The following is a 17,569-nucleotide window of genomic DNA, read 5'->3' on the forward strand; positions in this document are numbered from 1 at the left end:
CAGAACAGCTTCGGGCGAAAAGAAGCATTTCTGCTGACTTGAACTTTTGGACACTTTTGTTTCAAGACAAAAGTGTCGGGCCACCCGCGGCCAAGAGCGGGCCGATGTTGTCGATGAAAACTAAGTATTTTCGTTACCCAATAAACGTAAAAGCGGCATCATTTAATCAACTCCTTCAATTGCTTAATATCTTCGGGAGTTGTTCTGCAACAACCTCCAATAATTTTTGCTCCCGCTAAATACCAGGTTCTTGCATCATCAATGAAATGCGAATGGTGTGCCGACGAAGGCAACCAACATTTTGTTACCGCGTTCCAAACCTCACCTTTATTAGGATAGGTGAGTATAAGCTTGTCGGTATTTTGCGCGGCTATTTTTATTAATGCAGCTATGTATTGCGGTGCGGTACAATTAACCCCAACTGCAACTACCTGGTTTGATTGGTTTAGCAATTTTACGGCATCAGCAAATTTTTCGCCGCTGCAAATGTCGGTTTCATTTTTACAACTAAAACTAATCCATGCCTGCACGGTTGGAAATTCCAGTAACAATTCTTTTAACGCGATGGCCTCATCCAAACACGGAATGGTTTCGCAAGCCAAAATATCTGCCCCGGTTTCAATTAACACCTTAATTCTGCTGCGATGAAACGATTTCAACTCTTCTATGCTCACTCCATAATTACCGCGATATTCCGATCCGTCGGCCAAATGCGCGCCATAAGGGCCCACAGATGCCGCTACCAGTGGCATTTCTTTTCGGGATATTATTTTCATCGCGTCCTGGCGTGCCTCAAAAGCCAGTTGCACACTTAATCGCATCAATTTAACAGCTTCTTCGGCATTATATCCATGCTTTGCAAAGCCTTCAAAACTGGCTTGATAGCTTGCTGTTGTAATAACATCTGCACCCGCAATCAAATAATCGTAATGCACTTTCTTTATCAATTCAGGATCTTCATTCAACAGTTTGGCCGACCATAACGAATGATTGAGATCGGCACCCCGCGATTCTAATTCCGTAGCCATTGCACCATCAAGAATAACAAATCCTTTCTCCCGGATAAAAGGGGCAAATATATTTTTCATTTTAAAATGATATTGTCTTAAGGGCCAAATATAGTTGAATGCATTCAGGAAAAAGTTTGTAGATCCAAATCCGCCGTTACGCTAAACTCGCGGCAGCTAAATTATTTTACTTTTGTTTTTACCAGGCATAATGATTCTAAACCTTTAATCGCTAATCAACTTAAATGGAAAATGCACACCAGGTCTCGACGGATGAAATTGATAAAGTAAGGTCAATAGGCTTTAAAATAGAACATACTGAATCAAAATATCCCGCTGAATTTATAAATGAACATTTTGCAGGATTAGAGATTTTTGCGTTTTTAAATGAAATAACAGATTTGTTAAAGCCTACCGCAGAAGGGAGTTTAATGCAAACAGTGGATATGAGTGATACTCCTCCTCCAATGCTGTTAGTTGGTTTGTACGCAACCGATCACAACGACGATGATCGGGACTTGATCTTTGAAAGATCTTTTATTAGATATCCCGATCAATTAATTGTTGAGCATGATTATTTTAATCTTCCTCTATCTGCCCGAATGCAACGATTGTCTATTAAGGTGACCGCCTGTTGTTTGAAACAGTATATAAATTTAGGGGTTAACAAAATAAAAGTCCATGCGACGCTAAAAGATGGCGGATTTATTTGGGCTAAATTTGGATTTAAGGCAATTGAAAAGGCGGAAGTCACCACGATTTTAAATTCTGCTAAAAAGGATTTGAGTGATCACCAATTCAATGTTGTTGAACGATTTTACAAAGCATATTATGATAATGAACCAAATGGAACTAATTTTCCGATGGAGGATTGGGGCAGACTTGCTTATATGGAAAATACGCTAAAAGGAAGTGACTGGCACGGCGAATTGGACTTGATGAACCAGAAAGATTTTACTAACTTTAAAAATTATGTTACCCGATAGGTCGAAATATACGGAAGCTGCGCATGTTGGAGAGGAATTTTTCCACGATAAAGCCTATGAACTTGAAAGGCAATGTATGGTTGTACACAGCGCTGTACAAAGGAAAATTCTTTCGTTTCCAGAAGCATTAGAAGCATATAGTGTCACTAAAGAGCAATTTGGAAACTACCTGGTAAAAAATATCCGCCAGGACGTTTTTACTACATTATCTAAAGACGGGGTTGTTGATGTTGATATGTATCTGGATATTTTAAAAAAACTCTTTCACGAAGTATTAGATGATAGTCATGCAAAGAAAGCCGCTCCTGTTGATAAAGCGATTGATAAGCTTTCAACTGAAATGAAGGCCGAGGGTTACTATAAATTAGTAGCGGGGTAATTTATAATTTAATAAAACTATAAATTAATGAATCAATAAACTCGCGGTAGCTAAAGTTCTTACTCGTTTACATGCCTGTTATGCCATTGGACTACCTTGAAGCCATTAATGATAGAATCCTTATTTAACGACAATACCAGGTACTTTCCTGATTTAGGATCAAGGTATCCATAGTTAACGGTGATATTATAATAGATGCTATCCTTAACGTCGCCATAGTTGGCAGATTCGCCAAGGGAATCAATTAGCTGTTTATATGTTAAACCCTTCAATTTGTGGTTTTTAATTAAATCATTCAAAATAGGTTCTCTCATAGGATAATCCATGTCATTCTTAGTTGTCCATTTGGTTTTGCTAAACTTTTCGTCTTCATATCTTTTGCACGAGTTCAGTGAGAATGCAAATGCACCCAGTATTATAATAAGATATACCTTCATTTGATACGCAAGTAGGTTGTGGCCTTAAAGCTATGTTATGTCAGCTGCTGTGAGTTTAGCTTAGCCTAACTCGTGGTTTGTTAATTTAAATTGAAAACTAAGCTATATACAACATTACAACTTAAGCATCGCCTGCTTAGGTGGGTAATTTAAGTTGAAATCTTAAATTACGTATTACTTTACGGCTTAGTTCTTTCAGGTAATTCTGTGGGAGACAATTCGCCATTGATATAGACAGCTTTGTTGCAATCAGAACCTTTAGAGTAATATTGAACAATATTGTCGGTAATCTTAAAATCTCTATTTTGGGCTTTAACTACCTTAAATTTTCCACTATAATATCCATTTAACCATCTAACTCGATACAGATAATCGAAATTATCAATTTTTTCAGGATATACTTCATCATAAATGGTTTTAGTAAAATTGATTGGTAAATCACCTATATCTAAATCTATTGATTTGAACGCGTGAGGGTTATCGCTATGACCAGTACCACTGCTGTCATATGTAAAATAATCCTGCACAATTCGGTCTAATTGAATAGAAATATTTCTAATTGGGAACCGCGTCAAATTACTAATGTCAATACGAATACCGATTGGCCCCCGAACACTAAATTTAAGAGTTGGAACACTTTTTCCACCAGTTATATTGTTTAACGTTCTGTTTTGTAATTCTTGAATTTTTTTATTTTTTTCATTTAATTCATTTTGAAGTTCAAGGACAGTTTGTTGAGTTTTAATAATATCATCACTATGACTTAGGAGTTTAAATTGTAAATCGCTTATCTCCTTTTGCTTTGCCTCATTTTTTTCGGCTACTATTGTATTTGCTTCCGCATCTTTAATTTGCTTTATGATTTGTAGGATAGCGACAGTGAGTGCGAAGGTGCCTGCAACAACAGTGCATATGATAATGACGTTCGTTAAACTCATTTTGTGAATATTCATTGAACTTATTGGGTGTATATTTTTAGGTTCGATAGTACTTTTTTTGTACCATTCTTGCAATATTACCTAAATATAATCAAAACTTTCCGCCTCGGACATTTCTCTTGTGTCTTATCCCAACTGCGAAATCAATACCATAATAAATAAGATATGCCTCCATTTAATACGCAAGTCGTTTGTGGCCTTAAAACTATGTTATGTCAATGATAAAATCAAAAAGTCTTGCAATTGAAAATTGCGGTAGCTAACTTCAATTCAAAAGATTAGGCTTTTCGCTGATCCCAATACTGCATCCCTAAGCTCGCGGTAGCTAATCTATTTTTTAGCGAAAGCAATGAGAACCATAAGTTTGCCATTATCCAAAATATTGGTCATAGCCACAACCTTATATCCGTCCTTGTCATGCTTTACTATACAATTATTAATGCTACCAAACTTTCCGATAGGTTCATTTAATGTTACAACATCAAATAGCTGCTCTGAAGATTGAGTTGACGCAAAGACAGACTTAACACCAACTACTGTTAAAACGCAAATTGCGATTGCCGATACAATTAATAATAACTTTTTCATATATAAATAAGATTAAGGATTTAAGTATCTAATTTACAATTAGATTTGCCAATAAACAACCCGTGAAAACACCCTGTTTTTGTAATCAAAAAATCCTTAACCCAACATCATAGCAGAGAGTAAGAATCCTAACGAAGCATTTAATATCAATTTAATCTCCCCAAATTTTGATATTACCACGAGTTACGCTACGCTAAACTCGCGGTAGCTAAGTAATTTGCTTAATTTTTCCCCTCAAATTTTGATATCCCAATAATCAATCGTAATATTGCGATATAATTATGGGCGTCACCAAATCAGAAATATATACCGAAGAGCAGAACCGGCTGGCGGTGCAATTAAAAGCCATTGCGCACCCGGCACGCATTGCCATTTTGCAGGAGCTGATTAAAGCCAACGCCTGTATTTGCGGCGACCTGGTTACCGAGTTGGGCCTGGCCCAGGCTACCATATCGCAGCATTTAAAAGAACTGAAAAACGCGGGTTTAATACAAGGTACAATTGAGGGCGTAAGCATCTGTTACTGCATTGAGCCCAAGGCCTGGAAAAACCTGCAAAATGAATTGAATACGCTGTTTGCTTTATATAAGGATACGAATAGCTGCTGTTAAAATTTTTTGTTTAAATACATCGTAATATTACGATTAATAATTGAAAAAATCATGAATAATGTAGAAGCCATTAACTGGAAAACTTTTAAAGAAACCCTGCTGCAACATCCCGGCCTCGACCTTCAATTTCAATACGCGGAAGGCAAACTGGTAGACGCGGCTTACCATATCACCGAGATCAAACAAGCGCCCATCACATCGGTAGATTGTGGTGGCAAAATGAACGCCTGGACGGAGATCATTGTACAGCTTTGGGTGCCCGAGAACCAGGAACAGGAACGCTCCATGAAGGTAGGCAAAGCATTATCGATAGTTGATATTGTAGAAAAGATATTGCCGCTAAACCCGAATGGAACGGTAAAGATAGAGTTTGGCAATTCGGAGTTTGATACCCGCCAGATGTTTCCTAATGAAATGATTGTGGATGGCACCAGTCTTACCGTCGACCTGCGCCCTGATGCTGTACAATGTAAAGCCATTGCCCGCGGCGGTAGCTGTGGTACCAATGATAAAGGCGAAGAATGCTGCGCACCCGTGGTAGCCGAAAAACCGAAAGTACAATTAGTAAACCTTGCTGCCACTGCCGAAGCCTGCTGCACACCGGGCGGAGGCTGCTGTTAAATAATAGTATAAATATGATCATACAACAGGCTCAACCCTACAGGAACCAGGTGATTGAACTGCTGGCGGCCGAAAAGCTGCCGGTAGCCGATTTGCCCGAAATGCTGGACAATTTTATTGTTGGCATACAGGATGGCAGCGTAATTGGCGTTGCAGGTATTGAAATATACACGCGTTATGGCTTGCTGCGCTCGGTAGCGGTACAACCCCAAAAAAGAAGTTTTGGTATTGCCGGTAAACTGTTCAACAGGTTAGAGGCGATGAGCCGCTTAAAGGGTTTGCAGGCTATGTACCTGCTTACCGAAACTGCACCCGCATATTTTGAGCGAAAAGGTTTCACCAAAATAGCCCGGGAGGACGTGCCCGCAGAGGTGCAGCGCTCATCGGAGTTTAGCCATGTTTGCCCGGTATCTGCCATAGTGATGAAAAAAGAATTATGAATAAGAAAAACATATTAGTGCTATGTACCGGCAATAGTTGCCGCAGTCAGCTCGCCGAAGGTTATTTGCGTTTTTTTGCCGGCGATAAAGCCAATGTTTACAGCGCGGGCATCGAAACCCACGGCGTAAACCCTAAAGCCATTCAAGTGATGGCCGAGGATCATATTGATATCTCCAACCACACATCAAACCATGTGGATGAATACCTGGCCATCCCTTTCGACCAGGTGATCACCGTATGTGATAACGCCAACGAGGCCTGCCCGTTCTTTCCGGGTAAGGTAGAGCGTTTTCATCATAACTTCCCCGATCCTGCCAAAGCTACCGGTACACCGGATGAAGTAATGAACGAGTTTAGGAGGGTGCGGGATATGGTGAAAGCATATTGTGCCAATTTTGTAACCCAACAGGTTAACTAATCTTTTTTGGTTCAACCAATGCTTAAGGGGGGTAAATCAAATTGTCGCCGACTTTTAAAAGTTGCCCCTTCCCGGGGCTACTGTGTGTACATCTCTTTCTAAACTAAAAAAATGTCATTTCGATAGAGCGAAGGAGGGGAGATGAGCGGGGTGCGAAAGAGAAATCTTATACGAGCGACCATCAGATGTAGATTGTCACTCGCATAAGATTTCTCCTCACCTCCGGCGCACAATTCCTCACAGGTTCGTTCGAAATGACAACGTTTTTGTTTCAGTGATAAGATTTCAAAAGATATGTACACATAGTAGCTTCCTGAGGAGGTTAGAAGGGGCTTTATCAATGCGGCGATTTGAATTGAGCCAGTCGTTAAATAGCAATAAAACAATTAATAATAACACATAAATCATGTCAGCAAACAATTGCGCCCCGGTGGCCGAACGGAAAAAACTAAGCTTCCTTGATAGCTACCTCACACTTTGGATTTTCCTGGCTATGGCTATTGGTGTGGCGGTGGGCTATTTCATTCCCTCGTCCTCCGGCTTTATCAACTCTTTTTCCAGCGGAACTACCAATATCCCTTTAGCTATCGGGCTCATCCTGATGATGTACCCGCCACTGGCCAAAGTGAAGTACGAAAACATGGGCGAAGTATTTAAGGATACTAAAGTGCTGAGCGCGTCGCTGATCCTTAACTGGATCATCGGGCCCATATTGATGTTTGTACTGGCCATTACTTTATTGCGAGATCATCCTGCGTATATGGTTGGATTAATATTGATAGGGCTGGCCCGCTGTATTGCCATGGTAGTGGTTTGGAACGAACTGGCCGAAGGTAACCGTGAATATGCCGCCGGTTTAATCGCCTTGAACAGCATTTTCCAGGTATTGCTTTATAGCGTTTATGCATACCTGTTTATTACCGTGTTGCCGCCCTTATTTGGTTTGAAGGGCCTGGCGGTGAACATCACCATCGGCGAGATCGCCAAAAGCGTAGGCATCTATTTGGGCATCCCGTTTGCAGCCGGTGTTATCAGCCGTTACACCTTAATCAGGATCAAAGGCGAAGAATGGTTTCAAACTAAATATGTGCCCTTTATTTCTCCGATAACGTTGATCGCCTTATTATTTACCATTGTGGTGATGTTTAGTTTGAAAGGCAATTTGATTGTTCAAATTCCTTTTGATGTATTGCGCATCGCTATCCCATTGGTAATCTATTTTACCATCATGTTTGTGTTGAGTTTCTTCATCGGCAAATCATTTGGGGCAGATTACTCGCGGAGCACCTCTATCGCTTTCACAGCAACCGGTAACAATTTTGAATTAGCCATTGCCGTTGCCATTGGAGTATTCGGTATCAACTCGGGCGAAGCCTTTGCCGGGGTGATCGGCCCCCTGGTTGAAGTGCCGGCCCTTATCGCTTTAGTTAACCTGGCCTTTTATTTCCGTAAAAAATATTATACCGTTAACCGTTAATGCCTAAACTTTCGTCGCTTAGATTGTTGGTTATCAATATCTAAAATCGTCATTGCGGATTGTAAAATCTGCGGACTGTGAAGGGGAAAATGGCAATATAAAGCTATGTCATTGCGAGGCACCAAGCAATCGCAAACTGCGCAAATCTGCCTGTTTAGCGTGTGAGTGCTTCGTGCCTGCCCATGACAAGTTATAAAAATGGAAGTCATCCCGAACTTGTTTCGGGACCCTACATGACAGGTAATCCGCATGATGTATACTTAGCGAGTGAGGTGCCGAAACAAGTTCAGCATGACATTGGGTTTCAATTCGCTTTGTCATTTCCACCTTCATAGTCCGTCGGATTTTAAAACTTGCAATGACGATTTTTTTTGTACTATAATATTTTACGAAACCATTTTTAAACAGCTTCTAAGTATCTAAATAGAAATATCTAAAAGGCATGGCCGTAGCTCATGCACAATTGTAAATTATAGAATACACTGATTTTATTGCCAGTTAGTAAACGGATATTTGAGTTTAAAAGCCAGAGTTTGCTTTTGAAATTATTTTCAAAAAATAAAACATTGAATAATTTCGGCGCTTTTTATACTTTTACTCAACCTTTTATATGCCCAACACCCAACTTGATGATGCCGGATTATGGGCTGCCATTTGTCTGAACGATGAATCAGCTTTTACCACTCTTTTCGACAGGTACTGGGTAAGGCTTTTCAAGACCGCGCAACTGTACCTTAAAGACCGCGAGGCCAGCGAGGAACTGGTACACGATGTGTTTTTAAACATCTGGAACCGCCGGCATATATTAGTTATCGATTCTTTCCCCGCTTTTTTGCTTACTGCCGTACGCTACCAGGTTTATAACCGCATGCGTTTGGCTAAGGCACCCGTGATGCTGGCTCTTGATGACATGAAGGTTAAGGCACCCCTTAACAACAATACCGGCGAAGACCACATTATGACCCAGGAGTTTCAGCAGGAGTTGGCGCACCACCTGGTACACCTTCCCAAGCGTTGCCAGAAAATTTTTTACATGAGCAGGGCCGAGCAACTCTCAAACCAGGAAATTGCCGATAAGCTGGGCATCTCCAAACGTACCGTCGAGAACCAGCTCACCATCGCTCTCAAACATCTGCGTAGCTGCCTCAAATATGCCTGTGGTATTTTAATGGTAGCGCAGCTTTTTAAATAATCCGGTTTTAGTTTTTGGGGATGATGACCATCCCCAATTTTTGCCAATTAATAAACATACCAAACGGTGGGTGTGGGATGCTTATCCTGTCAAAATCAATAAAGATTTCCGAATTAAGCTGAAAAGAAAACAATGGTGATAGAAAAGTAGCAGAAAGGTGATCCAAAGGTAATAGAAAGGATATCGGTAAATAGTATAAAAGTGACCTGTAGGTTTCTATAAAGTGCTTAAAACGCCACAAAAACTAACAAAAGCATTAAAAATAGGATTCAAAAATGAGTGCAAAAATGTCGCGGCATTTTTGCACTCATTTTAAACAGGTCATCGCCATAAAAAACAGTTGCCTCCAAAAAGATTAGAAAAATCATAACCGGGTTTGTCCTTTTTTATAAATGTTATAATTGTTTTGAATTTTTATAAAATAGGGGTGGGTTTGTTGCGTTTTTTACTGTAAATAGGCTATGTTTATAACATAAAACATCGTTTATGTCAATAAAAGTAGCAATTCGTCATTTTACAAGTTATAAATACGACCGGCATATAACGTTGTCGCCCCAGGTTATCCGTTTGCGCCCCGCGGCCCACTCGCGTACCATGATCAAGGGCTACTCGCTGAAGATTTTGCCTGAAAACCACTTCATCAACTGGCAGCAGGACCCCTTTGGCAACTACCTCGCCCGCATCGTGTTTCCCGAGAAAGTGAATGAGTTTGTTATTGATGTTGAGGTAATTGCGGATATGGTGGTGATCAATCCTTTCGACTTTTTTGTGGAGGAATACGCAAATCACTACCCCTTTGAATACGATGAAGCGCTGCAAAAGAACCTGATCCCCTACCTGGAGATCACCGAGCGTGGCCCCCTGTTAATGGATCTCACCGAGAAAGCCAGTGAGCTGCTCAAGAAAAACGCGGTAACCCAGGATTTTTTAGTAACACTTAATCGATTGCTTTACAACGAGATATCATACAATATCCGTATGGAGCCGGGTGTGCAATCCTGCGAAGAAACGCTGGAATTGAAGTCGGGTTCCTGCCGGGATACAGCCTGGTTGTTTGTGCAGTTACTGCGGCATTTTGGGTTAGCTGCCCGCTTTGCATCCGGTTACCTGGTGCAGTTAAAGCCTGATATTAAGTCACTTGAAGGTCCCTCAGGCCCGGAACAAGACTTTACCGACCTGCACGCCTGGACAGAGGTTTACCTGCCCGGAGCTGGTTGGGTAGGGCTCGATCCTACTTCGGGCTTATTTGCGGGCGAGGGGCATATCCCGCTTGCCTGCACGCCCGATCCGCAAAGCGCGGCGCCCATCAGCGGTGGTATCATCAGCGACTCGGCCGAGCCCATCGAAACGAAGTTCCATTTTGAAAATACCATTACCCGCATTGAGGAAAAACCACGGGTAACCAAGCCCTTCTCTGATGAGCAATGGGTTGATATTATGGCACTTGGCGATAAGGTAGATGAAGAATTTGCCGCCAACAACGTGCGCCTCACCATGGGCGGCGAGCCAACTTTTGTATCAGTAGATAATAATGAAGCCCCCGAATGGAACTCGGCAGCCGATGGTGAGCATAAACGCCGCCTGTCAAACATCCTGTTCCACAAGCTTAAAAACGAATATGGTCATGGCGCACTCATGCAATACGGACAAGGTAAATGGTACCCCGGTGAGCCTTTACCGCGCTGGAAATTAGCCTGTTACTGGCGTAAGGATAATGTACCGCTGTGGAATAACGATACATTGATGGCCGATTTGTCAAAAGATTACGGTCTCACAGCAAAGGATGCCAAAAAATTTATGCGTGGGCTTAGCGATGAGCTGCACCTGGATACCAAAAATATAGCGCCTACCTATGAGGACCCTTTTTACTTTTTATGGGAGGAGAGCAAAACGCCTATCAATGTTGATCCGCTCAAGGTCGACCTGAAATCACCTTTGGAGCGACAGAAGCTGGCCGAGCTGCTGAATACCGGTCTGAATGAGCCTGTTGGCTACGTAGTACCCATAAAATGGGACCTGGAAAGCAGCAATTGGCAAAGTTGTAAATGGTCGTTCCGTCGTAAAAACCTGTTTTTGGTGCCGGGAAATTCGCCGGTTGGCTTACGGTTACCGCTGGATTCTATCCAGTATTTTGATCCTGCCGAGCAGGAAGAGCTGCCGGAGAGAAGCCTGTTTGCGGATGTGGATGCGCTGCCCGAAGGGGATGGCTTAATTCCCGAAGCAGGAGCTAAGTTTAACAATAGCAAAATCATATTTAAAACCGCTATGGTAGTTGAAGTTAGACAGGGCAAACTGTTCATCTTTTTCCCGCCTACAAGCTATTTTGAGCACTATTTGTACCTGGTTAACGCCGTTGAGCGTACAGCCGAAAAATTAAATATGCCGGTTTTGATAGAGGGATATGATCCGCCTGCCGATAACCGCATCACCAAAATGATGATCACACCAGATCCGGGGGTTATCGAAGTGAACATCCACCCGGCAGCAAGCTGGCGCGAACTGGCTAAAAACTACGACATCCTGTATAAAAAAGCTGCCGAATCAAGGCTGGCTACAGAGAAATTTAATATAGATGGGCGGCATACCGGCACCGGGGGTGGTAACCATGTAACCCTCGGCGGCGAAGTTCCGTCTGATAGTCCGCTGTTGCGTAGGCCTGATATTTTGCGCAGTTTCATTACCTTTTGGCAGCATCACCCTTGTTTGTCATACCTGTTCTCTACCCAGTTTATTGGGCCAACAAGCCAGGCACCACGGGTTGACGAGGGTAGGATGGAAACCCTATATGAGCTGGAAATTGCTTTTCAGCAGGTGCCGGATCATGCCGAAGGCGAAGTGCCTTTTTGGCTGGTGGATAGGATCTTCCGTCACTTTTTAACGGATATTACGGGTAATACACATCGGTCGGAGTTTTGTATCGATAAGCTTTACTCGCCCGATTCATCAAGCGGTCGTTTAGGTATCCTGGAGTTCAGGGGCTTTGATATGCCGCCGCATTATCGTATGAGTATGGTGCAGTTCTTACTTATCAGAACGCTGCTGGCCTGGTTCTGGAAAACACCTTACAACCATAAATTAGTGCGTTGGGGAACCGAACTGCATGATCGTTTCCTGCTGCCGCATTACTGCTACAAGGACATGACTGAGGTTGTAAACAGCTTACGCGATGCAGGTTACGGCTTCGATATCTCCTGGTTTGAACCTTTCTTCAGCTTTAGGTTCCCATTTCTTGGTGAGTTGCAGGTTGATGATATCAATATCGAGATCAAAATGGCTATTGAACCATGGCATGTGCTTGGCGAAGAAATGTCGAGCACCGGCACCTCCCGCTTTGTTGATTCATCGCTGGAGCGTATCCAGGTTAAAATATCCGGACTTACCGATTCCCGCTATACATTTTTGTGCAATGGCTTAAAAATTCCGCTAAAAAGCACCGGAGTACAGGGCGAATACATTGCCGGGGTGCGTTACCGGGCCTGGCAGCCGCCTTCGGCCCTGCACCCAACTATTGGTACCGATACACCGCTGGTGTTCGACCTGTTTGATACCTGGACACAGAAATCAATTGCAGCTTGCCAGTACCATGTATCGCACCCGGGTGGGCGCAGTTATGATACCTTCCCGGTAAACAGCTACGAGGCCGAATCTCGTATTATTTCACGTTTCTTTGATTTTGGGCACTCCGTTAATCTGGTGGAACCGGCTGTTAGTCAGCAGGCCGCGGGTGGGCGTTTTGTTACCAAAATGAATATACTGCCGCAGTATACCATCACCAATGAGGTGGTTAGCCCCGAATACCCGTATACTATGGATTTGAGGCGATATAAAAATGCTAAGAATTTATAGCAGAAAAATAAGAGATTTGGAACATGATTGAAACTTACCTGCAGCGGAGCCGTGAAACTGCCAAACCTTTTTTTGATGAGCTTGCCGCGCCCGAAGGTGTGGTGCGCGAACATTGGAAAAAGCTTGCCCACGCTTATGATGAGCTGGGTATTGAAAAGATGGAGCACCGGAGCAGGGAAATTGGCCAGGAACTGCGCGACAACGGGGTTACGTACAATGTATACAGCGACCCCGATGGGATTAACCGCCCCTGGAAACTCGACCCTGTGCCTATGGTGTTTAGCCAGCAGGAGTGGGAGAATATTGAACGGGGCCTGGCCCAGCGCGCCGAACTGTTAAATTTGATATTATCAGATATTTATGGCGAGCGTAAGCTGATCAAAGAGGGCTTCATCCCCTTTGAAATGGTGTTTACCCATAAAGGCTTTTTACGCCAGGCCGATAAGATCAAAATACCCGGCAAGTTTCAGCTTATCCAGTACTCTGCCGATTTGGTGCGTGGCCCGGCGGGCAAAATTTGGGTACTGCATGACCGTACCGATGCACCATCTGGAGCAGGTTATACGCTTGAAAACAGGGCCGCCATGACCAGGGTATTTCCCGATCTGATCCGCGAGAACCAGGTGCGTAAAATATCATCCTATTATCAAACGCTAAAAAATACGCTTACCAAACTCGCGTTACAAAATAAAGAGAACCCGCGGGTGGTGTTGTTATCGCCCGGTACCGCAAACGAAACTTATTTTGAGCATGCCTACCTGGCATCGTCATTGGGCTTTACCCTGGCTTTCGGGCAGGATTTAACGGTAAGTGATGGCTATGTATGGCTTAAAACCCTGCGCGGGCTAGAAAAGGTAGATGTTATTGTGAGGCGTGTTGATGATATTTACTGCGATCCGCTGGAGTTTTTAGGCGATTCACATTTAGGGGTCGTTGGTTTAATGGAAGCCGTGAGGCAAAAGAAAGTGACTATCATCAACCCATTAGGTTGCCGAATATTAGAAAATCCCGGTTTAATGGCTTTTTTACCACGCTTAAGCCGGCATTTGCTGAACGAAGAATTGATTCTGCCATCGGTAGCCACCTGGTGGTGCGGGCACGAAAAGGAGAAAAAATACGTGCTGGATAACTTGCCTTTCCTCATTATCCGCTCCATTTACCGCAGTAACGAGAATGTACCCTACGTAGGCAGCGAACTGAGTAAAAAACAAATAGACGAGCTTAGGAAAGAGATAAATACCCGTCCATATTTATATGTAGCACAGGAGTTTGTGAGTTTTAGTACTACGCCATCTTTAATCGAAAATAATTTAGAAGCCTGCAACGCGGTTTTCAGGAGTTACATTGTTGCCGATATGGATAAGCAGGCTTACCACGTAATGCCCGGTGGCCTGTCGCGAAGCTTTCCGGCTAAAGGTGATTTTATCATCTCAAACCAATCTGGCGGGATTAGTAAAGATACCTGGGTATTGGGGCCATCGCCGGTAAATGAAACAAAACCGGCTGTAAACCAACCAATACTACGGCAGGTTAAGAATATTTTGCCCAGCCGCACCGGCGAGAGTTTATTTTGGTTAGGCCGTTATTTGGATAGGGCAGTAAGCAATGTACGGATGATGCGTATCGTACTTAAAATTTACAACGAGCGCGACGACGAAATTCACCCCGAATCTGATCAAACGCTGGTAATACTACTTAAAAGCTTAAGTGCCCTAACGGGGACATTGCCTGGTTTTACCGCGCCCGATCAAAGTAAATTAAGACAGCCTGAACAGGAATTACTTTCGTTGGCGGTTGACACAAGCAGGCCCGGATCATTGGCTCAATCCTTACAATCATTTTTAACCAATGGCTATGCGGTGCGGGATAGACTAAGCCTGGATACCTGGCGAATTTTGGATAGCATATCTGAAGAATTTGAGCTGATGAAAGACAATGGCAACGATCTGCGGAAGATATACCATAACCTCGATCAGTTTATTATCAAGCTCATGGCTTTTATCGGCCTTAATAACGATAACATGACCAGGGCATCAAGCTGGCGGTTGTTGAATATCGGTCGTTTTTTAGAGTCATCGGTTAATACCTGCACTATTTTACAAGCTACACTGGCTAATAATGTTACACCCGATGTAGAGAAACAATTGATGGAACTGGTGCTGATGTGTAACGAAAGCCTGGTTACCTATCGTTATTTATACCGTTCAACATTACAACTGCCAGGAGTATTAAATTTATTGTTGATTAATGAGGATAACCCCAAATCTGTTGCTTTTTTGATCTCAAAAATTGATGAACATCTGAACCATTTGCCATACAGTCATACTGACGAAGGCCTTAGCCCGGCCCACAAAAAACTGTTGGAAGCTTTAACCATGATCAGGCTTTGCGATGTAAATAAGATGGTAGCACCGGGTGACAATGCTCCTAATAAAAAAGAATTGAGCCGGTTTTTAAGTCACCTCATTGTGTTATTGGGGCAGGCATCAACCATTATATTTGAGAGCTATTTTAGTCCAACCCAAAGCCAATACAGTTTTGTAAAAAGTAATAATGCACTGCCCGAGTTATAACAGATTCCAACGCTCATGAAATACAGGATCACCCATATCACCCGGTACGAATACCAGCTCCCGGCATCATTATGCCATAACCTGGTTTACCAGGTGCCGGTTAACCATAGTTTTCAGGAAGTGGAGAAAGTGCATTATCAAATTGAGCCCGAGCCTCATTTTTTGGTGACGAGGGAAGACTTTTTCAACAACAAGTTCATCTACTTTTCTATCGAAGAGTTTCATAAAAAGCTTAGCGTAGAGATCAAAAGTGAAGTTAAAATTGCTGAACCGGTTTGGATCAATGCCATTCCTAAAAATACAATGCCCTGGGAAAACGTGGTAAGCTGGTTGCGAAGTACAGAAGCCGAAAACGATATCAGGCAATTTTACCTCGAATCGGATCATGTCGTATTTATTCCGGGTATACAGGACTATGTATTAGAATCATTTACACCGGGCAGGCCTATCATGGAGGCCATGCTCGATCTTAATTCGCGCATCTTTAACGACTTTGATTTTACTCCTGGCTTTACCGACGTAAGTACCAAGCTTGAGGAGGTTTTTTTACATAGAAAAGGCGTATGCCAGGACTTTGCGCATTTTACATTGGCTTGCCTGCGCTCCATTGGCCTATCTGCCCGATACGTAAGCGGTTATATTGAAACCCTGCCGCCGCCGGGTAAACCCAAGCTATTTGGCTCCGATGCTTCGCATGCCTGGATAGCATTGTATATTCCAACTGTAGGCTGGACAGAATTTGATGCTACCAATAATCTGCTGGTGAATGACCGTCACATCCGCACCGCTATCGGACGCGATTTTGCCGATGTTGTACCTCTTAAGGGCATTGTCTACAGCGGTGCCGGGCAGCGGATGTTTGTAAATGTTGATGTGAGTAGGGTAGAATAGTGATGGCTAAATAAGCCACCACTACATTAAATGTCAATTACTTCACCTTCGACGCAAAACAAACCTTGTGTATAAAGCTTAGCTTTTCGATTACTTGGGGTTGAATTACAAAAGGATACAAATCGTGGTTGCCCATGCTGCGGTTCATGCTGTTCATGGCGAAGGTTAACGGCAACCACATATCAATCAATGCCTCAAAATTTGCCTGCTCATAAGGATTTGTTTTGATGGTGGCCTGCAAACTTTGGTCGTTACCGGCTAAGCGTGGCGCCACTTTAATACCAAAGGAGTCGCCGGTTTCCAGGGTATCAATAATGTGCAGGTAATGTGCCCAGGTTTCGGCCCAATCTTCCCAGGGGTGCGAACTGGCGTATGAACTGATGAAGTTTAAATTCCAGTCGGCAGGCGCGCCCTGGTTGTAATGGTTTTGCAGGGCCTGTGTGTAATCCTGCCGTTCATCGCCAAATAATTGACGGTATTCATCAATAAATGGGCTGTTGTCAATCAACCTGTCCCAGTAATAATGGCCAACCTCATGCCTGAAATGGCCCAATAGTGTACGATAAGGCTCGTTCATTTCCTTGCGGGATAGCTCACGCTTATCATCATCAGCCTCGTTGATGTTAAGGGTGATCAGTCCGTTCTCGTGACCGGTTAATACCTTTTGTACGGCATTAACATCAGTCAAAAAATCGAAACTAAGGCCTTTTTCCATGTCCTGTAGTTTGCTCACCAACGGGAGCTGCATTTGTAGCAGGGTATAAATGAGCCGGTGTTTGGCAACCTCAATCAGTTGCCATTGCCTTTGATGTTCGGGATCGGTTAGATTGGGCACAATATGGTTAAGCTCGCAGGCCCGGCAAAAAGTGTCGGCACTGTCGGCCGGAATGAGCCAGTTACATACATCAAACTGGTGATTTGTGCAGTATTTGTACTGTTGTGATTTTTTGTCGTCGTAAAGGTTATAAACCTCATTTTCGGCGGGTGTTAAAGTAACCAGGTTTACATCTTCTGGAACAAAGCCCAGTGAGTTTTTGCACGACTCGCAAACGCTGTTTTCAAAATATAATAGTTGACCGCAATTGGTACATTTAAATAGTTTCATAGGTTGTTTTTATGTAATAGCTTGTGTGTTAACAGATTTTATAGCGACGGGTTTTGAAG

16 protein-coding genes are annotated in these 17,569 nt (G+C 43.0%); 11 read left to right on the forward strand and 5 right to left on the reverse strand.

The features are described from left to right. Positions 1-158: 158 nt before the first annotated feature. Positions 159-1,088, reverse strand: coding sequence for a homocysteine S-methyltransferase (gene mmuM, locus FHS10_RS07335; RefSeq protein ID WP_259089050.1), 930 nt, complete (start codon positions 1,086-1,088; stop codon positions 159-161). A gap of 164 nt (positions 1,089-1,252) precedes the next feature. On the opposite strand from mmuM, the gene FHS10_RS07340 reads away from it, so the two are divergent. Both FHS10_RS07340 and FHS10_RS07345 read left to right on the forward strand, forming a co-directional pair. Next, positions 1,253-1,993, forward strand: a complete 741-nt coding sequence (locus FHS10_RS07340; RefSeq protein WP_259089051.1) for a hypothetical protein — start codon at positions 1,253-1,255, stop codon at positions 1,991-1,993. Beyond that, positions 1,980-2,372: a hypothetical protein gene (locus tag FHS10_RS07345; RefSeq protein WP_259089052.1), complete on the forward strand. Its 393-nt coding sequence runs from the start codon at positions 1,980-1,982 to the stop codon at positions 2,370-2,372. Before FHS10_RS07340 ends, FHS10_RS07345 begins: the two co-directional genes overlap by 14 nt. Before the next feature lie 59 nt (positions 2,373-2,431). Here FHS10_RS07345 and FHS10_RS07350 read toward each other — a convergent pair whose 3' ends face one another. The 3 genes from FHS10_RS07350 to FHS10_RS07360 form a co-directional block, all read right to left on the reverse strand. Continuing rightward, positions 2,432-2,809 carry a hypothetical protein gene (locus FHS10_RS07350; protein WP_259089053.1) on the reverse strand — a complete coding sequence of 126 codons (378 nt, stop codon included), beginning with the start codon at positions 2,807-2,809 and terminating at the stop codon, positions 2,432-2,434. A 179-nt stretch (positions 2,810-2,988) separates the two neighbouring features. Next, positions 2,989-3,747: a coiled-coil domain-containing protein gene (locus tag FHS10_RS07355; protein WP_259089054.1), complete on the reverse strand. Its 759-nt coding sequence runs from the start codon at positions 3,745-3,747 to the stop codon at positions 2,989-2,991. 330 nt (positions 3,748-4,077) lie between these two features. Continuing rightward, positions 4,078-4,335: a hypothetical protein gene (locus FHS10_RS07360; RefSeq protein ID WP_259089055.1), complete on the reverse strand. Its 258-nt coding sequence runs from the start codon at positions 4,333-4,335 to the stop codon at positions 4,078-4,080. 281 nt (positions 4,336-4,616) lie between these two features. Here FHS10_RS07360 and FHS10_RS07365 point away from each other — a divergent pair, with 281 nt between their 5' ends. The 9 genes from FHS10_RS07365 (at position 4,617) to FHS10_RS07405 (ending at position 16,405) form a co-directional block, all read left to right on the forward strand. Further along, complete coding sequence (locus FHS10_RS07365) at positions 4,617-4,946, forward strand: ArsR/SmtB family transcription factor (RefSeq protein WP_259089056.1); 330 nt, start codon at positions 4,617-4,619, stop codon at positions 4,944-4,946. A 51-nt stretch (positions 4,947-4,997) separates the two neighbouring features. Next, positions 4,998-5,567 (forward strand): DUF6428 family protein, encoded by a 570-nt coding sequence (locus tag FHS10_RS07370; protein WP_259089057.1) that lies wholly within the window; start codon positions 4,998-5,000, stop codon positions 5,565-5,567. Between the two features lie 14 nt (positions 5,568-5,581). After that, positions 5,582-6,007, forward strand: coding sequence for an arsenic resistance N-acetyltransferase ArsN2 (gene arsN2 / locus FHS10_RS07375; RefSeq protein ID WP_259089058.1), 426 nt, complete (start codon positions 5,582-5,584; stop codon positions 6,005-6,007). After that, positions 6,004-6,426, forward strand: coding sequence for an arsenate reductase ArsC (locus FHS10_RS07380; RefSeq protein WP_259089059.1), 423 nt, complete (start codon positions 6,004-6,006; stop codon positions 6,424-6,426). Before arsN2 ends, FHS10_RS07380 begins: the two co-directional genes overlap by 4 nt. 406 nt (positions 6,427-6,832) lie before the next feature. Next, the gene (gene arsB / locus FHS10_RS07385; RefSeq protein WP_259089060.1) at positions 6,833-7,903 is read left to right on the forward strand and encodes an ACR3 family arsenite efflux transporter; all 1,071 of its coding nucleotides are present in this window, start codon (positions 6,833-6,835) and stop codon (positions 7,901-7,903) included. 610 nt (positions 7,904-8,513) lie between these two features. Then, positions 8,514-9,095 carry an RNA polymerase sigma factor gene (locus FHS10_RS07390; RefSeq protein WP_259089061.1) on the forward strand — a complete coding sequence of 194 codons (582 nt, stop codon included), beginning with the start codon at positions 8,514-8,516 and terminating at the stop codon, positions 9,093-9,095. A gap of 486 nt (positions 9,096-9,581) precedes the next feature. Further along, positions 9,582-12,941: a transglutaminase family protein gene (locus FHS10_RS07395; protein ID WP_259089062.1), complete on the forward strand. Its 3,360-nt coding sequence runs from the start codon at positions 9,582-9,584 to the stop codon at positions 12,939-12,941. 23 nt (positions 12,942-12,964) lie between these two features. After that, positions 12,965-15,514 carry a circularly permuted type 2 ATP-grasp protein gene (locus FHS10_RS07400; RefSeq protein ID WP_259089063.1) on the forward strand — a complete coding sequence of 850 codons (2,550 nt, stop codon included), beginning with the start codon at positions 12,965-12,967 and terminating at the stop codon, positions 15,512-15,514. A gap of 15 nt (positions 15,515-15,529) precedes the next feature. After that, complete coding sequence (locus tag FHS10_RS07405) at positions 15,530-16,405, forward strand: transglutaminase family protein (protein WP_259089064.1); 876 nt, start codon at positions 15,530-15,532, stop codon at positions 16,403-16,405. Positions 16,406-16,442: 37 nt separating this feature from the next. Here FHS10_RS07405 and FHS10_RS07410 read toward each other — a convergent pair whose 3' ends face one another. Next, positions 16,443-17,510: a zinc-binding metallopeptidase family protein gene (locus FHS10_RS07410; RefSeq protein WP_259089065.1), complete on the reverse strand. Its 1,068-nt coding sequence runs from the start codon at positions 17,508-17,510 to the stop codon at positions 16,443-16,445. Positions 17,511-17,569 lie beyond the last annotated feature (59 nt).

It is taken from the genome of Mucilaginibacter dorajii, assembly GCF_024808255.1.
In the GTDB taxonomy this organism is placed as follows: domain Bacteria; phylum Bacteroidota; class Bacteroidia; order Sphingobacteriales; family Sphingobacteriaceae; genus Mucilaginibacter; species Mucilaginibacter dorajii.